This window comes from Pseudonocardia sp. NPDC049154 (assembly GCF_040648315.1).
Taxonomy (GTDB): Bacteria; Actinomycetota; Actinomycetes; order Mycobacteriales; family Pseudonocardiaceae; genus Pseudonocardia.
The window spans coordinates 1-12,475 of record NZ_JBEZDN010000082.1; the positions used below are offsets into that span (position 1 = coordinate 1).

At 74.2% G+C, this 12,475-nt stretch carries 11 protein-coding genes; 5 read left to right on the forward strand and 6 right to left on the reverse strand.

Annotated elements, in window-relative coordinates; genetic code table 11:
• Positions 1-103: 103 nt before the first annotated feature.
• Positions 104-1,132 (reverse strand): acyl-CoA dehydrogenase family protein, encoded by a 1,029-nt coding sequence (locus AB0B41_RS29470; RefSeq protein ID WP_358209045.1) that lies wholly within the window; start codon positions 1,130-1,132, stop codon positions 104-106.
• Positions 1,132-2,313 carry an acyl-CoA dehydrogenase family protein gene (locus AB0B41_RS29475; RefSeq protein WP_358209047.1) on the reverse strand — a complete coding sequence of 394 codons (1,182 nt, stop codon included), beginning with the start codon at positions 2,311-2,313 and terminating at the stop codon, positions 1,132-1,134. The genes AB0B41_RS29470 and AB0B41_RS29475 overlap by 1 nt, the downstream gene beginning before the upstream one ends.
• A 66-nt stretch (positions 2,314-2,379) precedes the next feature.
• Here AB0B41_RS29475 and AB0B41_RS29480 point away from each other — a divergent pair, with 66 nt between their 5' ends.
• On the forward strand, positions 2,380-3,852 hold the full coding sequence (locus AB0B41_RS29480; RefSeq protein WP_358209049.1) for an NAD-dependent succinate-semialdehyde dehydrogenase: 1,473 nt from the start codon (positions 2,380-2,382) through the stop codon (positions 3,850-3,852).
• A 58-nt stretch (positions 3,853-3,910) separates the two neighbouring features.
• On the opposite strand, the gene AB0B41_RS29485 is transcribed toward AB0B41_RS29480, so the two are convergent.
• Positions 3,911-5,266, reverse strand: a complete 1,356-nt coding sequence (locus AB0B41_RS29485) for a hypothetical protein (protein ID WP_358209051.1) — start codon at positions 5,264-5,266, stop codon at positions 3,911-3,913.
• A 640-nt stretch (positions 5,267-5,906) separates the two neighbouring features.
• Here AB0B41_RS29485 and AB0B41_RS29490 point away from each other — a divergent pair.
• From AB0B41_RS29490 to AB0B41_RS29505, 4 genes are read left to right on the forward strand one after another with little or no spacing between them, the layout of a single operon-like run.
• A complete protein-coding gene (locus AB0B41_RS29490) occupies positions 5,907-7,040 on the forward strand; it encodes a Gfo/Idh/MocA family oxidoreductase (RefSeq protein ID WP_358209053.1) in 1,134 nt (377 codons plus the stop codon).
• Complete coding sequence (locus AB0B41_RS29495) at positions 7,037-8,035, forward strand: SDR family NAD(P)-dependent oxidoreductase (protein WP_358209055.1); 999 nt, start codon at positions 7,037-7,039, stop codon at positions 8,033-8,035. The genes AB0B41_RS29490 and AB0B41_RS29495 overlap by 4 nt, the downstream gene beginning before the upstream one ends.
• Before the next feature lie 8 nt (positions 8,036-8,043).
• A complete protein-coding gene (locus AB0B41_RS29500; protein ID WP_358209057.1) occupies positions 8,044-9,168 on the forward strand; it encodes a DegT/DnrJ/EryC1/StrS family aminotransferase in 1,125 nt (374 codons plus the stop codon).
• 7 nt (positions 9,169-9,175) lie between these two features.
• Complete coding sequence (locus tag AB0B41_RS29505; RefSeq protein ID WP_358209059.1) at positions 9,176-10,300, forward strand: DegT/DnrJ/EryC1/StrS family aminotransferase; 1,125 nt, start codon at positions 9,176-9,178, stop codon at positions 10,298-10,300.
• A gap of 103 nt (positions 10,301-10,403) precedes the next feature.
• Here the strand turns inward: AB0B41_RS29505 and AB0B41_RS29510 are convergent, their stop codons facing one another.
• From AB0B41_RS29510 to AB0B41_RS29520, 3 genes are all read right to left on the reverse strand, one after another.
• A complete protein-coding gene (locus AB0B41_RS29510) occupies positions 10,404-11,252 on the reverse strand; it encodes a polysaccharide deacetylase family protein (protein ID WP_358209061.1) in 849 nt (282 codons plus the stop codon).
• Between the two features lie 7 nt (positions 11,253-11,259).
• Positions 11,260-11,691 (reverse strand): hypothetical protein, encoded by a 432-nt coding sequence (locus tag AB0B41_RS29515; protein ID WP_358209063.1) that lies wholly within the window; start codon positions 11,689-11,691, stop codon positions 11,260-11,262.
• A gap of 159 nt (positions 11,692-11,850) precedes the next feature.
• A complete protein-coding gene (locus AB0B41_RS29520; protein ID WP_358209065.1) occupies positions 11,851-12,435 on the reverse strand; it encodes an acyltransferase in 585 nt (194 codons plus the stop codon).
• Positions 12,436-12,475 lie beyond the last annotated feature (40 nt).

Here is a 12,475-nt window from a genome sequence, read left to right on the forward strand (position 1 = left end):
TTGCTCCTCAAGTTTCTCAACAAATCACCTACCTCCCCCCCCGCCTCGCCCCCCCCCCCCCCGCGGCGCCCCGCCTCGGCGTGGGGGTCGCCCGCCCGGCCCCTCAGGGCGTGCCCGTGAGCAGCGGCCAGAGACCGTCGGCGCCGGCCTCGAGCGCGCGGGCGCCGACGCGGTCGTTCCAGTAGGCCTCGGAGCCGTCCTCGTCCCGCCAGGCCCAGAGCCGGGTCGTGACGAGCCGCAGGTCGTGCTCGCGGGTGAACCCGATGGCCCCGTGCACCTGGTGGGTGATCCGGGCGACCTGCCCGGCCGCCTCCCCCGCGCGGGCCTTGGCGGCGGCGATGGCGAACGACGCCTCGGCGAACCCGTGCCCGTCGACCTCCCGCGCCGCGGCCTCGGTCGCCGCCGCGGCCGCGGCCACCTCGGCACCGGCCAGCGCGAGGGACTGCTGGATGGCCTGCAGCTTCGCGATCGGGCGGCCGAACTGCACCCGCTCGGTCGCGTACCGCACTGCCATCGCCACCGCCCCGCGGGCCGCCCCGGCCAGCAGCAACGCCCGGCCCAGCGCCGCGCGCAGCGGGAACTCGACCAGCGCCACCGACGGCACGTCGGCCACGTGCCGCACGGTCAGCTCGTTGAGCACCAGGTCGTCCCGGGGCTCCTCGGCGAGGTTGGTCCCCTCCTCGACGCCGGCGCCGGCGGTGTCGACCAGCAGCACCTGCTCACCCGCCAGCACCGCGACCGCGCCCACCGCCCGGCCCCACGGCACCCGGCGCAGTGTGCCGGACACGTCCGCCCCGGCCCCGCCGGCCGCCGGCTGGATCGACAGGCTCCCCGCGACCGTCGCCGACAACGGCCCGGACGGCACCTCCAGCCCGGCCGCGTGCAGCAGCCACGCCGCCAGCAGGTCGGTCTCCACCAGCGGCACCCGCGCCGCGAACTGCCCGGCCGCGGTCAGCACCGCCGCCGCGTCCGACACCGTGCCGCCGCTGCCCCCGGCCTCCTCGGGCAGGGTCAACCGGGCCAGCCCGGTCTGCTCGACGGTCTTCCACAGCTCGGCGTCGAACGCGTCAGTGGAGTTGTCCCAGGCGTCGCCGAAGACCGACTCCGCCATCTCCCGAAGTTCGGCACTCATCAGCGCAGCCCCAATCCGCGGGCGACGATCCCGCGCAGGATCTCGTTCGTCCCGCCCCGCAGCGTGAAGCCCGGGGCGTGCAGCACCGCGTCGGCCAGCAGCCGGGCGAACCCGCCCTGCTCGGCGCCCGGGTCCGGCGGGATCGACACCAGCAGCCGGGCCGCGTCGATCACCTCGTTCTCGAACCGGGTGCCCAGGTCCTTCACCACCGCCGCGGCCAGCTCCGGCGCCTTGCCCGCCTCGAGCGCGCCGGCGATGGCCAGCGACATCCGCCGCAGCGTCCAGTACCGCGACACCAGCCCGCCGAGGTCCCGGCGCCGCCCGGCGTCCAGGTCACTGCCGGCGATCTCCCCCAGAAGTGCCACCACCAGCGGGAACGTCGACAGGTAGCGCTCCGGGCCGGAGCGCTCGAAGGCCAGCTCCGAGGTGACCTGGTGCCAGCCCTGCCCGATCTCGCCCAGCACCATCGAGTCCGGGATGAAGACCCGGTCGAAGACCACCTCGTTGAAGTGGTGCGCGCCCGTGAGCAGCGGGATCGGCCGGATCGTCACCCCCGGCGCCTTCAGGTCCACGATCAGCTGCGACAGCCCGGCGTGCCGGTTGGTGTCGTCCTTCGGTGAGGTCCGGACCAGCGCGAAGAAGGCGTGCGCGTGGTGCGCCCCGGACGTCCAGACCTTCGTGCCGGTCAGCTCCCAGCCGCCGTCGACCCGGTCCGCCTTGGACCGCACCGACGCCAGGTCCGAGCCCGAGTCGGGCTCCGACATGCCGATGCCGAAGTACACCTCCCCGGCCGCGATCCCGGGCAGGAACCTCTGCCGCTGCTCCTCGGTGCCGAACCGCATGAGCGACGGGCCGATCTGCCGGTCCGCCACCCAGTGCGCGGCCACCGGCGCGCCCGCCGCCAGCAGCTCCTCGGTCACCACGTACCGGTCGAGCGCGCCGCGCCCGTGCCCGCCGTACTCGGTCGGGATCGTCATCCCCAGCCAGCCGCGCCGGGCCAGCTCCTTGGTGAACCGCTCGTCCCACCCCGAGAGCCAGGTGTCCGCGCGCGGACGCCAGGCCCCGGCGGCGCGTTCCTCCGCGAGGAACGCACGCACCTCGGACCGCAGCGCCGCGACGCGCTCCGGCAGCTCCACCGGCGGGGGCACGAGATCCGGCAGTGTCGCCATCGTGTCCGTCACCCGTCCTTCCTAGCCCACGGATCGGACCCGTGCATCAAGGTGTGGCGGGATGGGAACATCCGGGGCATGACGAACCCCGATCTCGAAAGGAAGGTCCTCGAGGCCGTCCCCACCGGGCTGCTCATCGGCGGCGAGTGGCGACAGGCGGCGTCGGGGGCGACGACGAAGGTCGAGGATCCGTCGACCGGCGAGGTCCTCGCCGAGGTCGCCGACGCGGGCCGGGAGGACGGGCTCGCGGCGCTCACCGCCGCTCACGAGGCGCAGGCCGGCTTCGCGGCCATGGCCCCGCGCGAGCGCGGGGAGATCCTGCGCCGCGCGTACGAGACGATGATCGCGCGGGTCGACGACCTCGCCCTCCTGATGACCCTGGAGATGGGCAAGCCGCTGGCCGAGTCGCGCGGCGAGGTCACCTACGCCGCCGAGTTCTTCCGCTGGTTCAGCGAGGAGGCCGTGCGGATCGACGGCGGCTTCGCGACCGCGCCCGCGGGCGGCAGCCGGTTCCTCGTGATGAAGCAGCCGGTCGGGCCGTGCGTGTTCATCACGCCGTGGAACTTCCCGCTGGCCATGGGCACCCGCAAGATCGGCCCGGCGATCGCCGCGGGCTGCACCGTCGTGATCAAGCCGGCGCAGCAGACCCCGCTGTCGATGCTGGCCCTGGGCCAGATCCTGCTCGACGCCGGGCTGCCGGCCGGCGTGCTCAACGTCATCACGGCCAGCGACGCAGCCGGCGTGATGGAGCCGATCATCAAGGACGGCCGGGCGCGCAAGCTCTCGTTCACGGGCTCGACCGGCGTCGGCAAGATCCTCCTGGAGCAGTGCGCCGCGAAGGTGCTGCGGACGTCGATGGAGCTGGGCGGCAACGCGTCCTTCCTCGTGTTCGACGACGCCGACCTCGACAAGGCCGTCGACGGCGCGATGCTCGCGAAGATGCGGAACATGGGCGAGGCGTGCACGGCGGCCAACCGCTTCTACGTCCAGCGCGGCGTCGCGGAGGAGTTCGCGGCGAAGCTCGCCGAGCGGATGGGCGCGCTCAAGGTGGGCCGCGGCACCGAGGACGGCGTGCAGGTCGGCCCGCTGGTCGACGCCAAGGGCCGGGACAAGGTCGTCGACCTGGTCGGCGACGCGATCGCCCACGGAGCGCAGGTCAAGGTCGGCGGCGAGGCCGCGGAGGGCCGCGGCTACTTCTACCCGCCGACGGTGCTCACGGACGTGCCGCAGGACTCGCGGCTCAACCACGAGGAGATCTTCGGCCCGGTCGCGCCGATCTCGGTGTTCGACACCGAGGACGAAGCCCTGGCCGCGGCCAACGCCACCGAGTTCGGCCTGGTCAACTACGTGTTCACGGAGAACCTGAACCGGGCGTTGCGAGTGTCGGAGAAGCTCGAGAGCGGGATGGTCGGGCTCAACACCGGGCTGGTCTCCAACCCTGCGGCCCCGTTCGGCGGGATCAAGGAGTCCGGCCTGGGCCGCGAGGGCGGCACGGTGGGGATCGAGGAGTTCCTCGAGCTCAAGTACGTCGCCATCGGCGGCCTCGGCTGACCCGAGGCCCGACGGACCGGGGGCGCGTGGCGGGATCCGCCACGCGCCCCCGTCGTTCTCAGGCCCGGGCGGGGGTCCGGCGGCGCAGCCGCGGCCACACGACCACCGCGACCGCGCACACCAGCTGGGAGATCGCGTAGCCCGCCGCCACCGGCATCAGCTGCTCGACGGGGTGCGCACCCGAGGCGTCGGCCGGCCCGATCGGGACGAACAGCACCACGACGATCACGAAGGCCGTGCTGATCAGCTGCAGCCGCGCGAAGCCGACGCCGTCGTGCCGCGCCTGCCGCACGCCGAGCTCGTGCGAGATCACCAGCCGGGCGATCATGCCGAGCAGCAGCACGCGGAGCACGTCGTCCGCCTGGGCGTAGCCCGGGCCGAAGAACTCCAGCCCGAACCGGGCGAGCAGCACGCCGACCACGATCATCGGCAGGAAGATCAGGTAGAGCCGCTTGCGAGAGGCCCGGATGTGCGCCGCGGCGTTCTCCGGGTCCCGGGCCAGCTGCGCCGACAGCGACTGCATGAACCGCTGCGCGGCGATGTCGATCACCATGACCGCCTGCCAGGCGATGAAGAACGCCGCGCCGGTCGTCGCGCCGAAGCGCTGGGTCACGATCACCGTGACCTGGTTGAACAGCAGCACCGTGCCCCAGTGGGCCAGGGTCGTGGGGCCCAGGAAGGACACGGCCTCGCGGCGCGTCGGCAGCCACTCCTTGTCCGAGAGCTGCGCGAACTTGCGGGTGTAGATCCCGCCGACCACGGCGCTGCCGAGCGTCCACAGCGCGATCGGCACCACCCACGACAGCACCACGCCGAACGGCCCGAGGCTCGCGCCCAGGGCGACCAGCATGCCGATCCGGGCGAACGCGAACGCGATGTTGCGCCACGACGCCCACCAGGTCTTGCCGACCGCGATCAGGCTGAAGTCGTGCACGCCCCACAGGCCCCAGCCGATGCCGGCGGCCACGAACAGCAGGCCGCCGGCCCAGAGCGGGAGCACGTCGCCCGCGCCCGTGGTGGCCATCAGCGGCTCGAGCAGGACGTAGACCAGCCCGACGAGCGCACAGGACGGGATGATCACCAGGTGGCTGCGCCAGAACAGGGTCGACGCCTTGCGGCCCGACCGCGGCATCCACAGCATCATCGCCGAGTCGAGGTTCAGCTGCGCCACGCCGGCGACGAGCAGGAACGCCGACACGAACGCCGAGGCGTAGCCGACCGCCTCCTGCGGCATGATCCGCGCCGCGATCAGCCAGCTGACGAACCCGGCCAGCGACCCGACGGCGCCGCTGATCGAGAGGGACAGGCCGTCGGACAGGGCCCGCTTGCCGGAGCCGCCCGACGACGACCCGAGGTCCTTGCTGCCCTCGGCCGGCGGTTCTGGACCGTCGTCGGGCGACGCGTCGCTGCGCACGGCCACCGCACCGGGCGCGAGCTCGACGGTCGGGGGGTCGTGGGGCCGGGGCGGGCTGTCGAACCAGCCGACCGGCCCCGGCGCCGAAGATCCCGCGGAGTCACCGGGGCGGCCCGCCGCGGATCCCCCGGGGCGGCCCGCCGCCGTGCCGCCCGAGGGGGTCCGCCGGTCGCCGGGTGCACCGGGGACGGCGTCGTCGAAGAGGGGTGAGGGTCGCCGATCGGGGTCGGGGACCGGGGGTCGCGCGCCGCCCGAAGGCGGGTCGGGCTCCTCGCGCCGGTGCGCGGAGACGGGGGTGCTGGCCTCGGAGTCCGGTCGTGTCACTGCGCCTCGGCAGCGACGGGAGCGGACGACGGGACAGCTCCGACCACGGGGGGCAGGTGGGGAAGCCTGGCCGTCAACATGGGCACCGATGCTACCGGCGGGTCCGCGGCGTCCCCCGTGCGGCCGAGCGCGGCCGGGCGTGCCGCCGGGGGACGAACCGGACCTCCGGGGACGACTCGCCCGCGCGTGTACCCGGTGGGGCGATCCGGGCCGGGCCCGACGCGCTGGGGATCACCCGAAGGGGTCCTTGTAGGGTCCGGACCCGAGATCGACGCCGCACTCGAGGGGACGGGACCGGATGGGGGACGGGTACACAGTGGAGAGCAACGGTCCGATCGGGATAGCCGTCGTCGGCGGCGGGTACTGGGGTCCCAACCTCGTCCGCAATGCACAGCAGACCCCGGGCCTGCACCTCGAGTACCTGTGCGACCTCAACGCCGACCGGGCCCGGCAGGTGCTCGGCAACTACTCGACCGTGCAGGTGTCCACCTCCCTCGACGAGGTGCTGGCCGATCCCGCGGTGTCCGCCGTGGCGATCGCGACCCCGGCCGCCACCCACTTCGACGTGGCGATGCGCGCCCTTGAGGCCGGCAAGCACGTGCTGATCGAGAAGCCGCTGGCACCGACCTACGAGGAGGGTCGCCGGCTGGTCGAGGCCGCCGAGCGGCTCGGCCGCGTGCTGATGGTCGACCACACGTTCTGCTACACGTCCGAGGTGCGGCACATCCGCGAGGTCGTGCGCAGCGGCCGGCTCGGCGATCTGCAGTACATCGACTCGGTGCGGATCAACCTCGGCATCGTGCAGCCCGACGTGGACGTCCTGTGGGACCTGGCCCCGCACGATCTGTCCATCTTCGACGCGATCCTGCCGGACGACGTGTTCCCGGTCTCGGTGGCCGCGCACGGCTCGGACCCGGTGGGCGCTGGGCACGCCTGCGTCGCGCACCTCACGCTGCGGCTGTCCAACGGCGCGCTCGCCCACGTGCACGTCAACTGGCTCTCCCCCACCAAGATCCGCACCTTCGTGGTGGGCGGGTCGAACCGGACCGTGATCTGGGACGACCTCAACCCCACCCAGCGCCTCTCGGAGCACGACCGCGGCGTCGACCGGATCTCCCCCGAGCTGGAGGACGCGGACGTCCGCGGCCGCCGGCTCGTCTCGTACCGCACCGGCGACACCGTCGCCCCGGCCCTGGCCAACCTGGAGGCCCTGCGGTCGGTCATGGTCGAGTTCGCGGCGGCCATCGCCGAGAACCGGCGCCCGCTCACGGACGGCTTCGCGGGGCTGCGGGTGCTCGCGATCCTCGAGGCCGCCTCTGAGAGCCTCGCGAAGGACGGCCAGTCCGTGCCGATCCGCGCGATCCAGGAGACCCCGCGCACCACCGCCGGGGTGATCGAGGACGTTCCGACCACGATGGCCCAGCGCGGCCGCGGAGAGGTGACGGTGTGACCAGCAGCGAGAAGGCGGCCCAGCCGGTCGAGGGCCAGCGGGTCCTGGTCACCGGCGGTGCCGGCACCATCGGTTCGACCCTGGTCGACCAGCTCGTCGAGGCCGGTGCGACCGAGATCGTCGTGCTGGACAACCTCGTGCGCGGGCGGCGGGAGAACATCGCCGCGGCGCAGGAGGCCGCGGGCGACCGGCTGACCCTCGTCGAGGGCGACATCAACGACCGCGGGCTGGTCGGCGAGCTGACCGCCGGCAAGGACCTGGTGTTCCACCTCGCCGCGCTGCGCATCACCCAGTGCGCCGAGCAGCCGCGGACCGCGCTGGAGAGCCTGGTCGACGGCACGTTCACGATCATCGAGGCCGCCGTCGAGCACGGGGTCAAGAAGGTGGTCGCGAGCTCGTCGGCGTCGGTCTACGGGCTGGCCGAGGAGTTCCCCACCACCGAGCGCCACCACCCGTACAACAACGACACCTTCTACGGCGCCGCCAAGGCGTTCAACGAGGGCATGCTGCGCAGCTTCCACGCCATGAACGGCCTGGACTACGTCGCGCTGCGCTACTTCAACGTCTACGGCCCGCGGATGGACGCCTACGGGGTCTACACCGAGGTGCTGATCCGCTGGATGGAGCGGATCGCCCGCGGCGACCGCCCGCTGATCTTCGGCGACGGGAAGCAGACGATGGACTTCGTCCACGTCCACGACATCGCCCGCGCCAACGTGCTCGCGGCGCAGGCCCCGGTCACGGACGACGTCTACAACATCGCCACCGCCCAGGAGATCAGCCTGGCCGGGCTGGCCGAGGCGCTGCTGAAGGCCATGGACTCCGACCTCACCCCGGAGTTCGGCCCGGCCCGCCAGGTCAACGGCGTCACCCGCCGGCTCGCGGACATCTCCGCCGCCGCCCGCGACCTCGGCTGGAAGCCGACGATCGGGATGGACGAGGGCCTGCGCGGGCTCGTCGCCTGGTGGAAGGCCGAGACCGGGGTCTCCGCGTGATCCCCGTGATGAAGCCCCTCCTCGGCGAGGAGGAGGCGGAGGCCGTCGCGGCCGCGGTCCGGTCGGGCTGGGTGGCCCAGGGCCCCCGGGTCGCCGAGTTCGAGAAGGCGTTCGCCGCCCACGTCGGCGCCGCGCACGCCGTCGCGACCTCGAACTGCACCACCGCGCTGCACCTCTCGCTGTACGTGCTGGGCGTGGGCCCGGGCGACGAGGTCGTGTGCCCGTCGTTCTCCTTCATCGCGACCGCCAACGCGATCCGCTACTGCGGCGCCACCCCGGTGTTCGCCGACGTCGAGCCGGAGACGGGGAACGTCACCGCCGAGACCGTCGCGGCGGTGCTCACCCCGCGGACGAAGGCCGTGCTGGCGGTCCACCAGGGCGGGCAGCCGGCCGACATCCCGGCGATCAAGGCCGTGTGCGGGGACCTCCCGGTGGTCGAGGACGCCGCGTGTGCCGCCGGCGCCACGCTGAACGGGAACCCGGTCGGGACCGGCGCGCTGCTCGCGGCGTGGTCCTTCCACCCGCGCAAGCTCCTCACCACCGGTGAGGGCGGCATGGTCACCACGGACGACGCCGGGTGGGCCGCCCGGATCCGCCGGCTGCGCGAACACGGCATGACCGTCTCCGCGGCCGACCGGCACGCCGCCGGCACGAAGGTCGTCCTCGAGGGCTACGACGAGACCGCCTTCAACTACCGGATGACGGACATGCAGGCCGCGATGGGCCTGGTCCAGCTCGGCCGGCTGCCCGGCATCGTCGCGCAGCGCCGGGCCATCGCGGAGCGCTACCGCGAGCTCCTCGCCCCGCTCGGGGTGCGGGCGGTCGGCGACCCGCCGCACGGCACGGCCAACTACCAGTCCTTCTGGGTCGAGCTGCCCGAGGGGGCCGACCAGGTCGCCGTCCTCGGTGCGCTCGCCGAGGCGGGGATCTCCGCCCGCCGCGGGATCATGGCCGCCCACCTGGAGCCCGCGTACGCCGGGCACCCGCACGGGCTGCTGCCCGTCACCGAACACCTCACGCGCCGGACCGTGATCCTGCCGGTGCACCACGAGATCGGGGAGCCCGAGCAGCGCGCCGTCGTCGACGCGCTGGCCGGTGCCCTCGGCCTCGCCACCAGCTCCCCGAGCCACTAGGAGCCGCATGGCCGCCCCCACCACCCCGGTCCCGCACGCCCCGATCCCCCTCGTCGACCTGGCCGCCCAGCACGCCGAGGTGGCCGCCGAGGTCGCCGAGGGCTGGGAGAAGGTACTCGCCCGCACCGCCTTCGTCGGCGGACCGGCCGTCGCCGAGTTCGAGGCCGCCTACGCCGCGTACTCCGGCGTGGACCACGTCGTCGGCGTCGCCAACGGCACGGACGCACTCGAGCTCGCCCTGCGCGCACTCGGCGTCGGGCCGGGCGACGAGTGCATCGTCCCGGCGAACACGTTCATCGCCACCGCCGAGGCGGTCGCCCGCGCCGGGGCCGAGGTCGTGCTCGTCGACTGCGAGCCCGGCACCGCGCTGATCGACGTCGACGCCGCGCTCGCAGCGGTCACCGACCGGACCCGGGCGGTGCTCCCAGTCCACCTCTACGGCCAGGTCGCGGACGTCGCCCGGCTGAAGGCGGGGCTGCCGGACCACGTCGCGATCTGCGAGGACGCGGCGCAGTCCCAGGGCGCGCGGCGGGACGGGCTGCAGGCCGGCGCGATCGGCGACATCGCCGGCACCAGCTTCTACCCGGGCAAGAACCTCGGCGCCTACGGCGACGCGGGCGCGGTGCTCACCGGCTCGGCCGAGCTGGCCGAGCGGGTCCGGCTGCTCGGCGCGCACGGCTCGCCGCGCAAGTACGAGCACACCGTCGCCGGCGTGAACAGCCGGCTCGACGCGTTGCAGGCCGTCGTGCTCTCGGCGAAGCTCACCCGGCTCGACGCCTGGAACGCCGCCCGCCGGACCGCGGCGGCGCGCTACGACGCCCTCCTCGCCGACCTCCCCGGCGTCACGACCCCGACAGTCACGGCGGGCAACGAGCCGGTCTGGCACCTCTACGTGATCGAGGTGGACCGTCGCGACGAGGTCCTGGCGCACCTCAACGCCCACGGCGTCGGCGCGGGCATCCACTACCCCACCCCGGTGCACCTCACCGGCGCCTTCGGGCACCTCGGCAAGACCGGCGACTTCCCGGTGGCCGAGGCGACGGCGGACCGCATCCTGAGCCTGCCGCTCTACCCGCAGATCACCGAGGAGCAGCAGCAGCGCGTGGTGGACACCCTCCGCTCCGCCCTCTGACCCCCGACAGACGAACGGCGCTCTCGCTCATTCCTGGTGAGCGAGAGCGCCGTTCGCCGTTGCCGGAAGTGGTCAGCGCCGATGTTCGCTGCGCACGCTCCGCTCAGCGGGGGCCGAGGAACCACTCCTCCCAGTTGTCGAAGGCGCCGTTGAGGGCGGCGCGGAAGATCAACGGTCGGTCGATCTGCGTGATGAAGGTGCGCGGGATCGTGCCCGCGGGCCGCGTGTCCACGGCCTGCGCGTACACCGTGCGGTAGACGCGGCTCGCGATCGCCCCGGCCTCCGGGGTCCAGTTCGCCGACTGTCCGAACGGGATGGCGAACTCGTCGATCTCGTGGCCGAGCATCTTCTCCAGCCGGCTCCGGGACTCGACGAGCTCGCGCTCGGCCGCCGCCGGGTCGAGCCGGCCGAAGTCGGGGTGCGACGCCGAGTGGCTGGCCAGCGTGACCCCGGCCGCCTCGAGCCGGGCCAGCCCGGCCCAGTCGAGGACGTGCGCGTACCCGGCGTCGTGCCCGCCGTCCGCCCACCCGCTGACCGCGAACATGGTCGACGGGACGCCGTGGTGGCGCAGCACCGGCACGGCGTTGTCCAGCACGCTGGTGGCGCCGTCGTCGAACGTGATCGCCAGCTGCCTGCGCTCCGGGGCGGCCAGCACCTCGGCCGGGGTGGCGAAGGTCCAGCCGTCGTCCGCGGCGACCTGCAGGTGCCGCTCGAAGTCGGCCGGCCGCACGTCGTTGACGCCCCACTCGTCCGTGCCGATCGAGTGGTAGGCGAGGATCCGGCCGACCGCGGTGCCGCGCGGGCGGGTCAGGCCGGTGCGGGTCCGCAGCGCCTCGTCGAGGGCCAGGCCCCACCGCTCCGCCCGCATCCGGCCGGCGACGGCGCACCGGTAGGCGGCCTGGGCGGCGGGGAGCTCGCCGAGCGAGCTGCGCAGGGACGACGTCGAGGTCACAGCCGCGTCAGCCCTTCCGGCCGACGCCGCTGAGGATCACGCCGGCCAGCAGCGCGGGGACGGTCCACTCCACGGCGTGGATGGTCGTCTCGGGGACCTCCTTGCTCCCCAGGACCGCCGTGCCCGCCACCGCGCCCACGGCGGCGGTGGTGAGGCCGAGGCCGACCAGGTCGGCCTTGCTGCGGCGCCGGGCCAGCAGCCCGACGCTGCCGAGCAGGTGGGCGGCCGCGGCGGCCCGGAAGATCGGGGTCCAGCGCGCCCAGCCGGCGGTGACGACGCGCTCGCGCTCGAGCGGGCCCCCGGCGGCGTCGGCGGCGGCGTTGAGACCCGACGCCCCCATCAGCGAGCCGCCGAACCAGGCGGCCGCGCCGACGTCGCGCAGGGCGCGCAGCGCTGTGGTCGACGCGGTGGAGGCGGTGGTCTGGGCGGCACGGGCCATTTCGGTCTGCTCCTCGGTCCGGTGTGGTCGGCGCGGGGCGCCCGGCTCGCTCCGCCGTCGGGGTCGGCGGAGGCGGCGTCCCGCGGCGGGGCCGGCCGGCCGGACGCCGGCGGGGACCCCGGTGGACTCTCCCGCCGGGGGACTCTAGCGACGGTCCGGTCAGGGCCGGACGCGCAGTCCCTCCCCCGCCCGCTCGTGGGCGGTGCCGCACTCCGGGCACACCAGGTCCTCGCCGAGCCGCTCGCCGCACACGCAGACCCAGCCCTTCACCCGCGCCGGGTTCCCGGCGACGAAGGCGTGAGCCGGCACCGAGCGGGTCACGACGGCGCCCGCCGCGGCGAAGGCGTGCTCGCCGATCTCCGTGCCGCACACCACGACCGAGCCGGCACCGAGCGTCGCGCCGCGCCGGACCACGGTGGGCAGCAGGGCCTCGGGCCCGCGCTTGATCGCCGCGCGCGGGCGCAGGTCGTTGGTGAACAGCACGTTCGGGCCGAGGAAGACGTCGTCCTCGCAGGTGACGCCGGAGAAGACGAGGGTGCCGTTCTTCACGGTGACGTTGTCGCCGAGCACCGCCCCGTCCTCGACGAAGGCGCAGTCGCAGATGTTGCAGTCCCGGCCGACCCGGGCGCCGGGCAGGACGTGCGCGAAGGCCCACACCCGGGTGCCGTCGCCGACGTCCGTGCTCTCGCAGAGGCCCTGCGGGTGCACCCGCACCCCGGTCGTGCTGCCCGTCGTGGCGGCCATGCGCGCTCCCGCTCGTCGTCCGTCGTGTGCGGCGCCGACG

What these genes read in the sequence shown, in the direction of transcription:
- AB0B41_RS29505 (WP_358209059.1), top strand. Translation starts at nt 9,176, where the DNA reads ATGGCCGCCCCCACCACCCCGGTCCCGCACGCCCCGATCCCCCTCGTC.
- AB0B41_RS29480 (WP_358209049.1), top strand. Translation starts at nt 2,380, where the DNA reads ATGACGAACCCCGATCTCGAAAGGAAGGTCCTCGAGGCCGTCCCCACC.
- AB0B41_RS29470 (WP_358209045.1), bottom strand. Translation starts at nt 1,132, where the DNA reads ATGAGTGCCGAACTTCGGGAGATGGCGGAGTCGGTCTTCGGCGACGCC.
- AB0B41_RS29520 (WP_358209065.1), bottom strand. Translation starts at nt 12,435, where the DNA reads ATGGCCGCCACGACGGGCAGCACGACCGGGGTGCGGGTGCACCCGCAG.
- AB0B41_RS29515 (WP_358209063.1), bottom strand. Translation starts at nt 11,691, where the DNA reads ATGGCCCGTGCCGCCCAGACCACCGCCTCCACCGCGTCGACCACAGCG.
- AB0B41_RS29500 (WP_358209057.1), top strand. Translation starts at nt 8,044, where the DNA reads ATGAAGCCCCTCCTCGGCGAGGAGGAGGCGGAGGCCGTCGCGGCCGCG.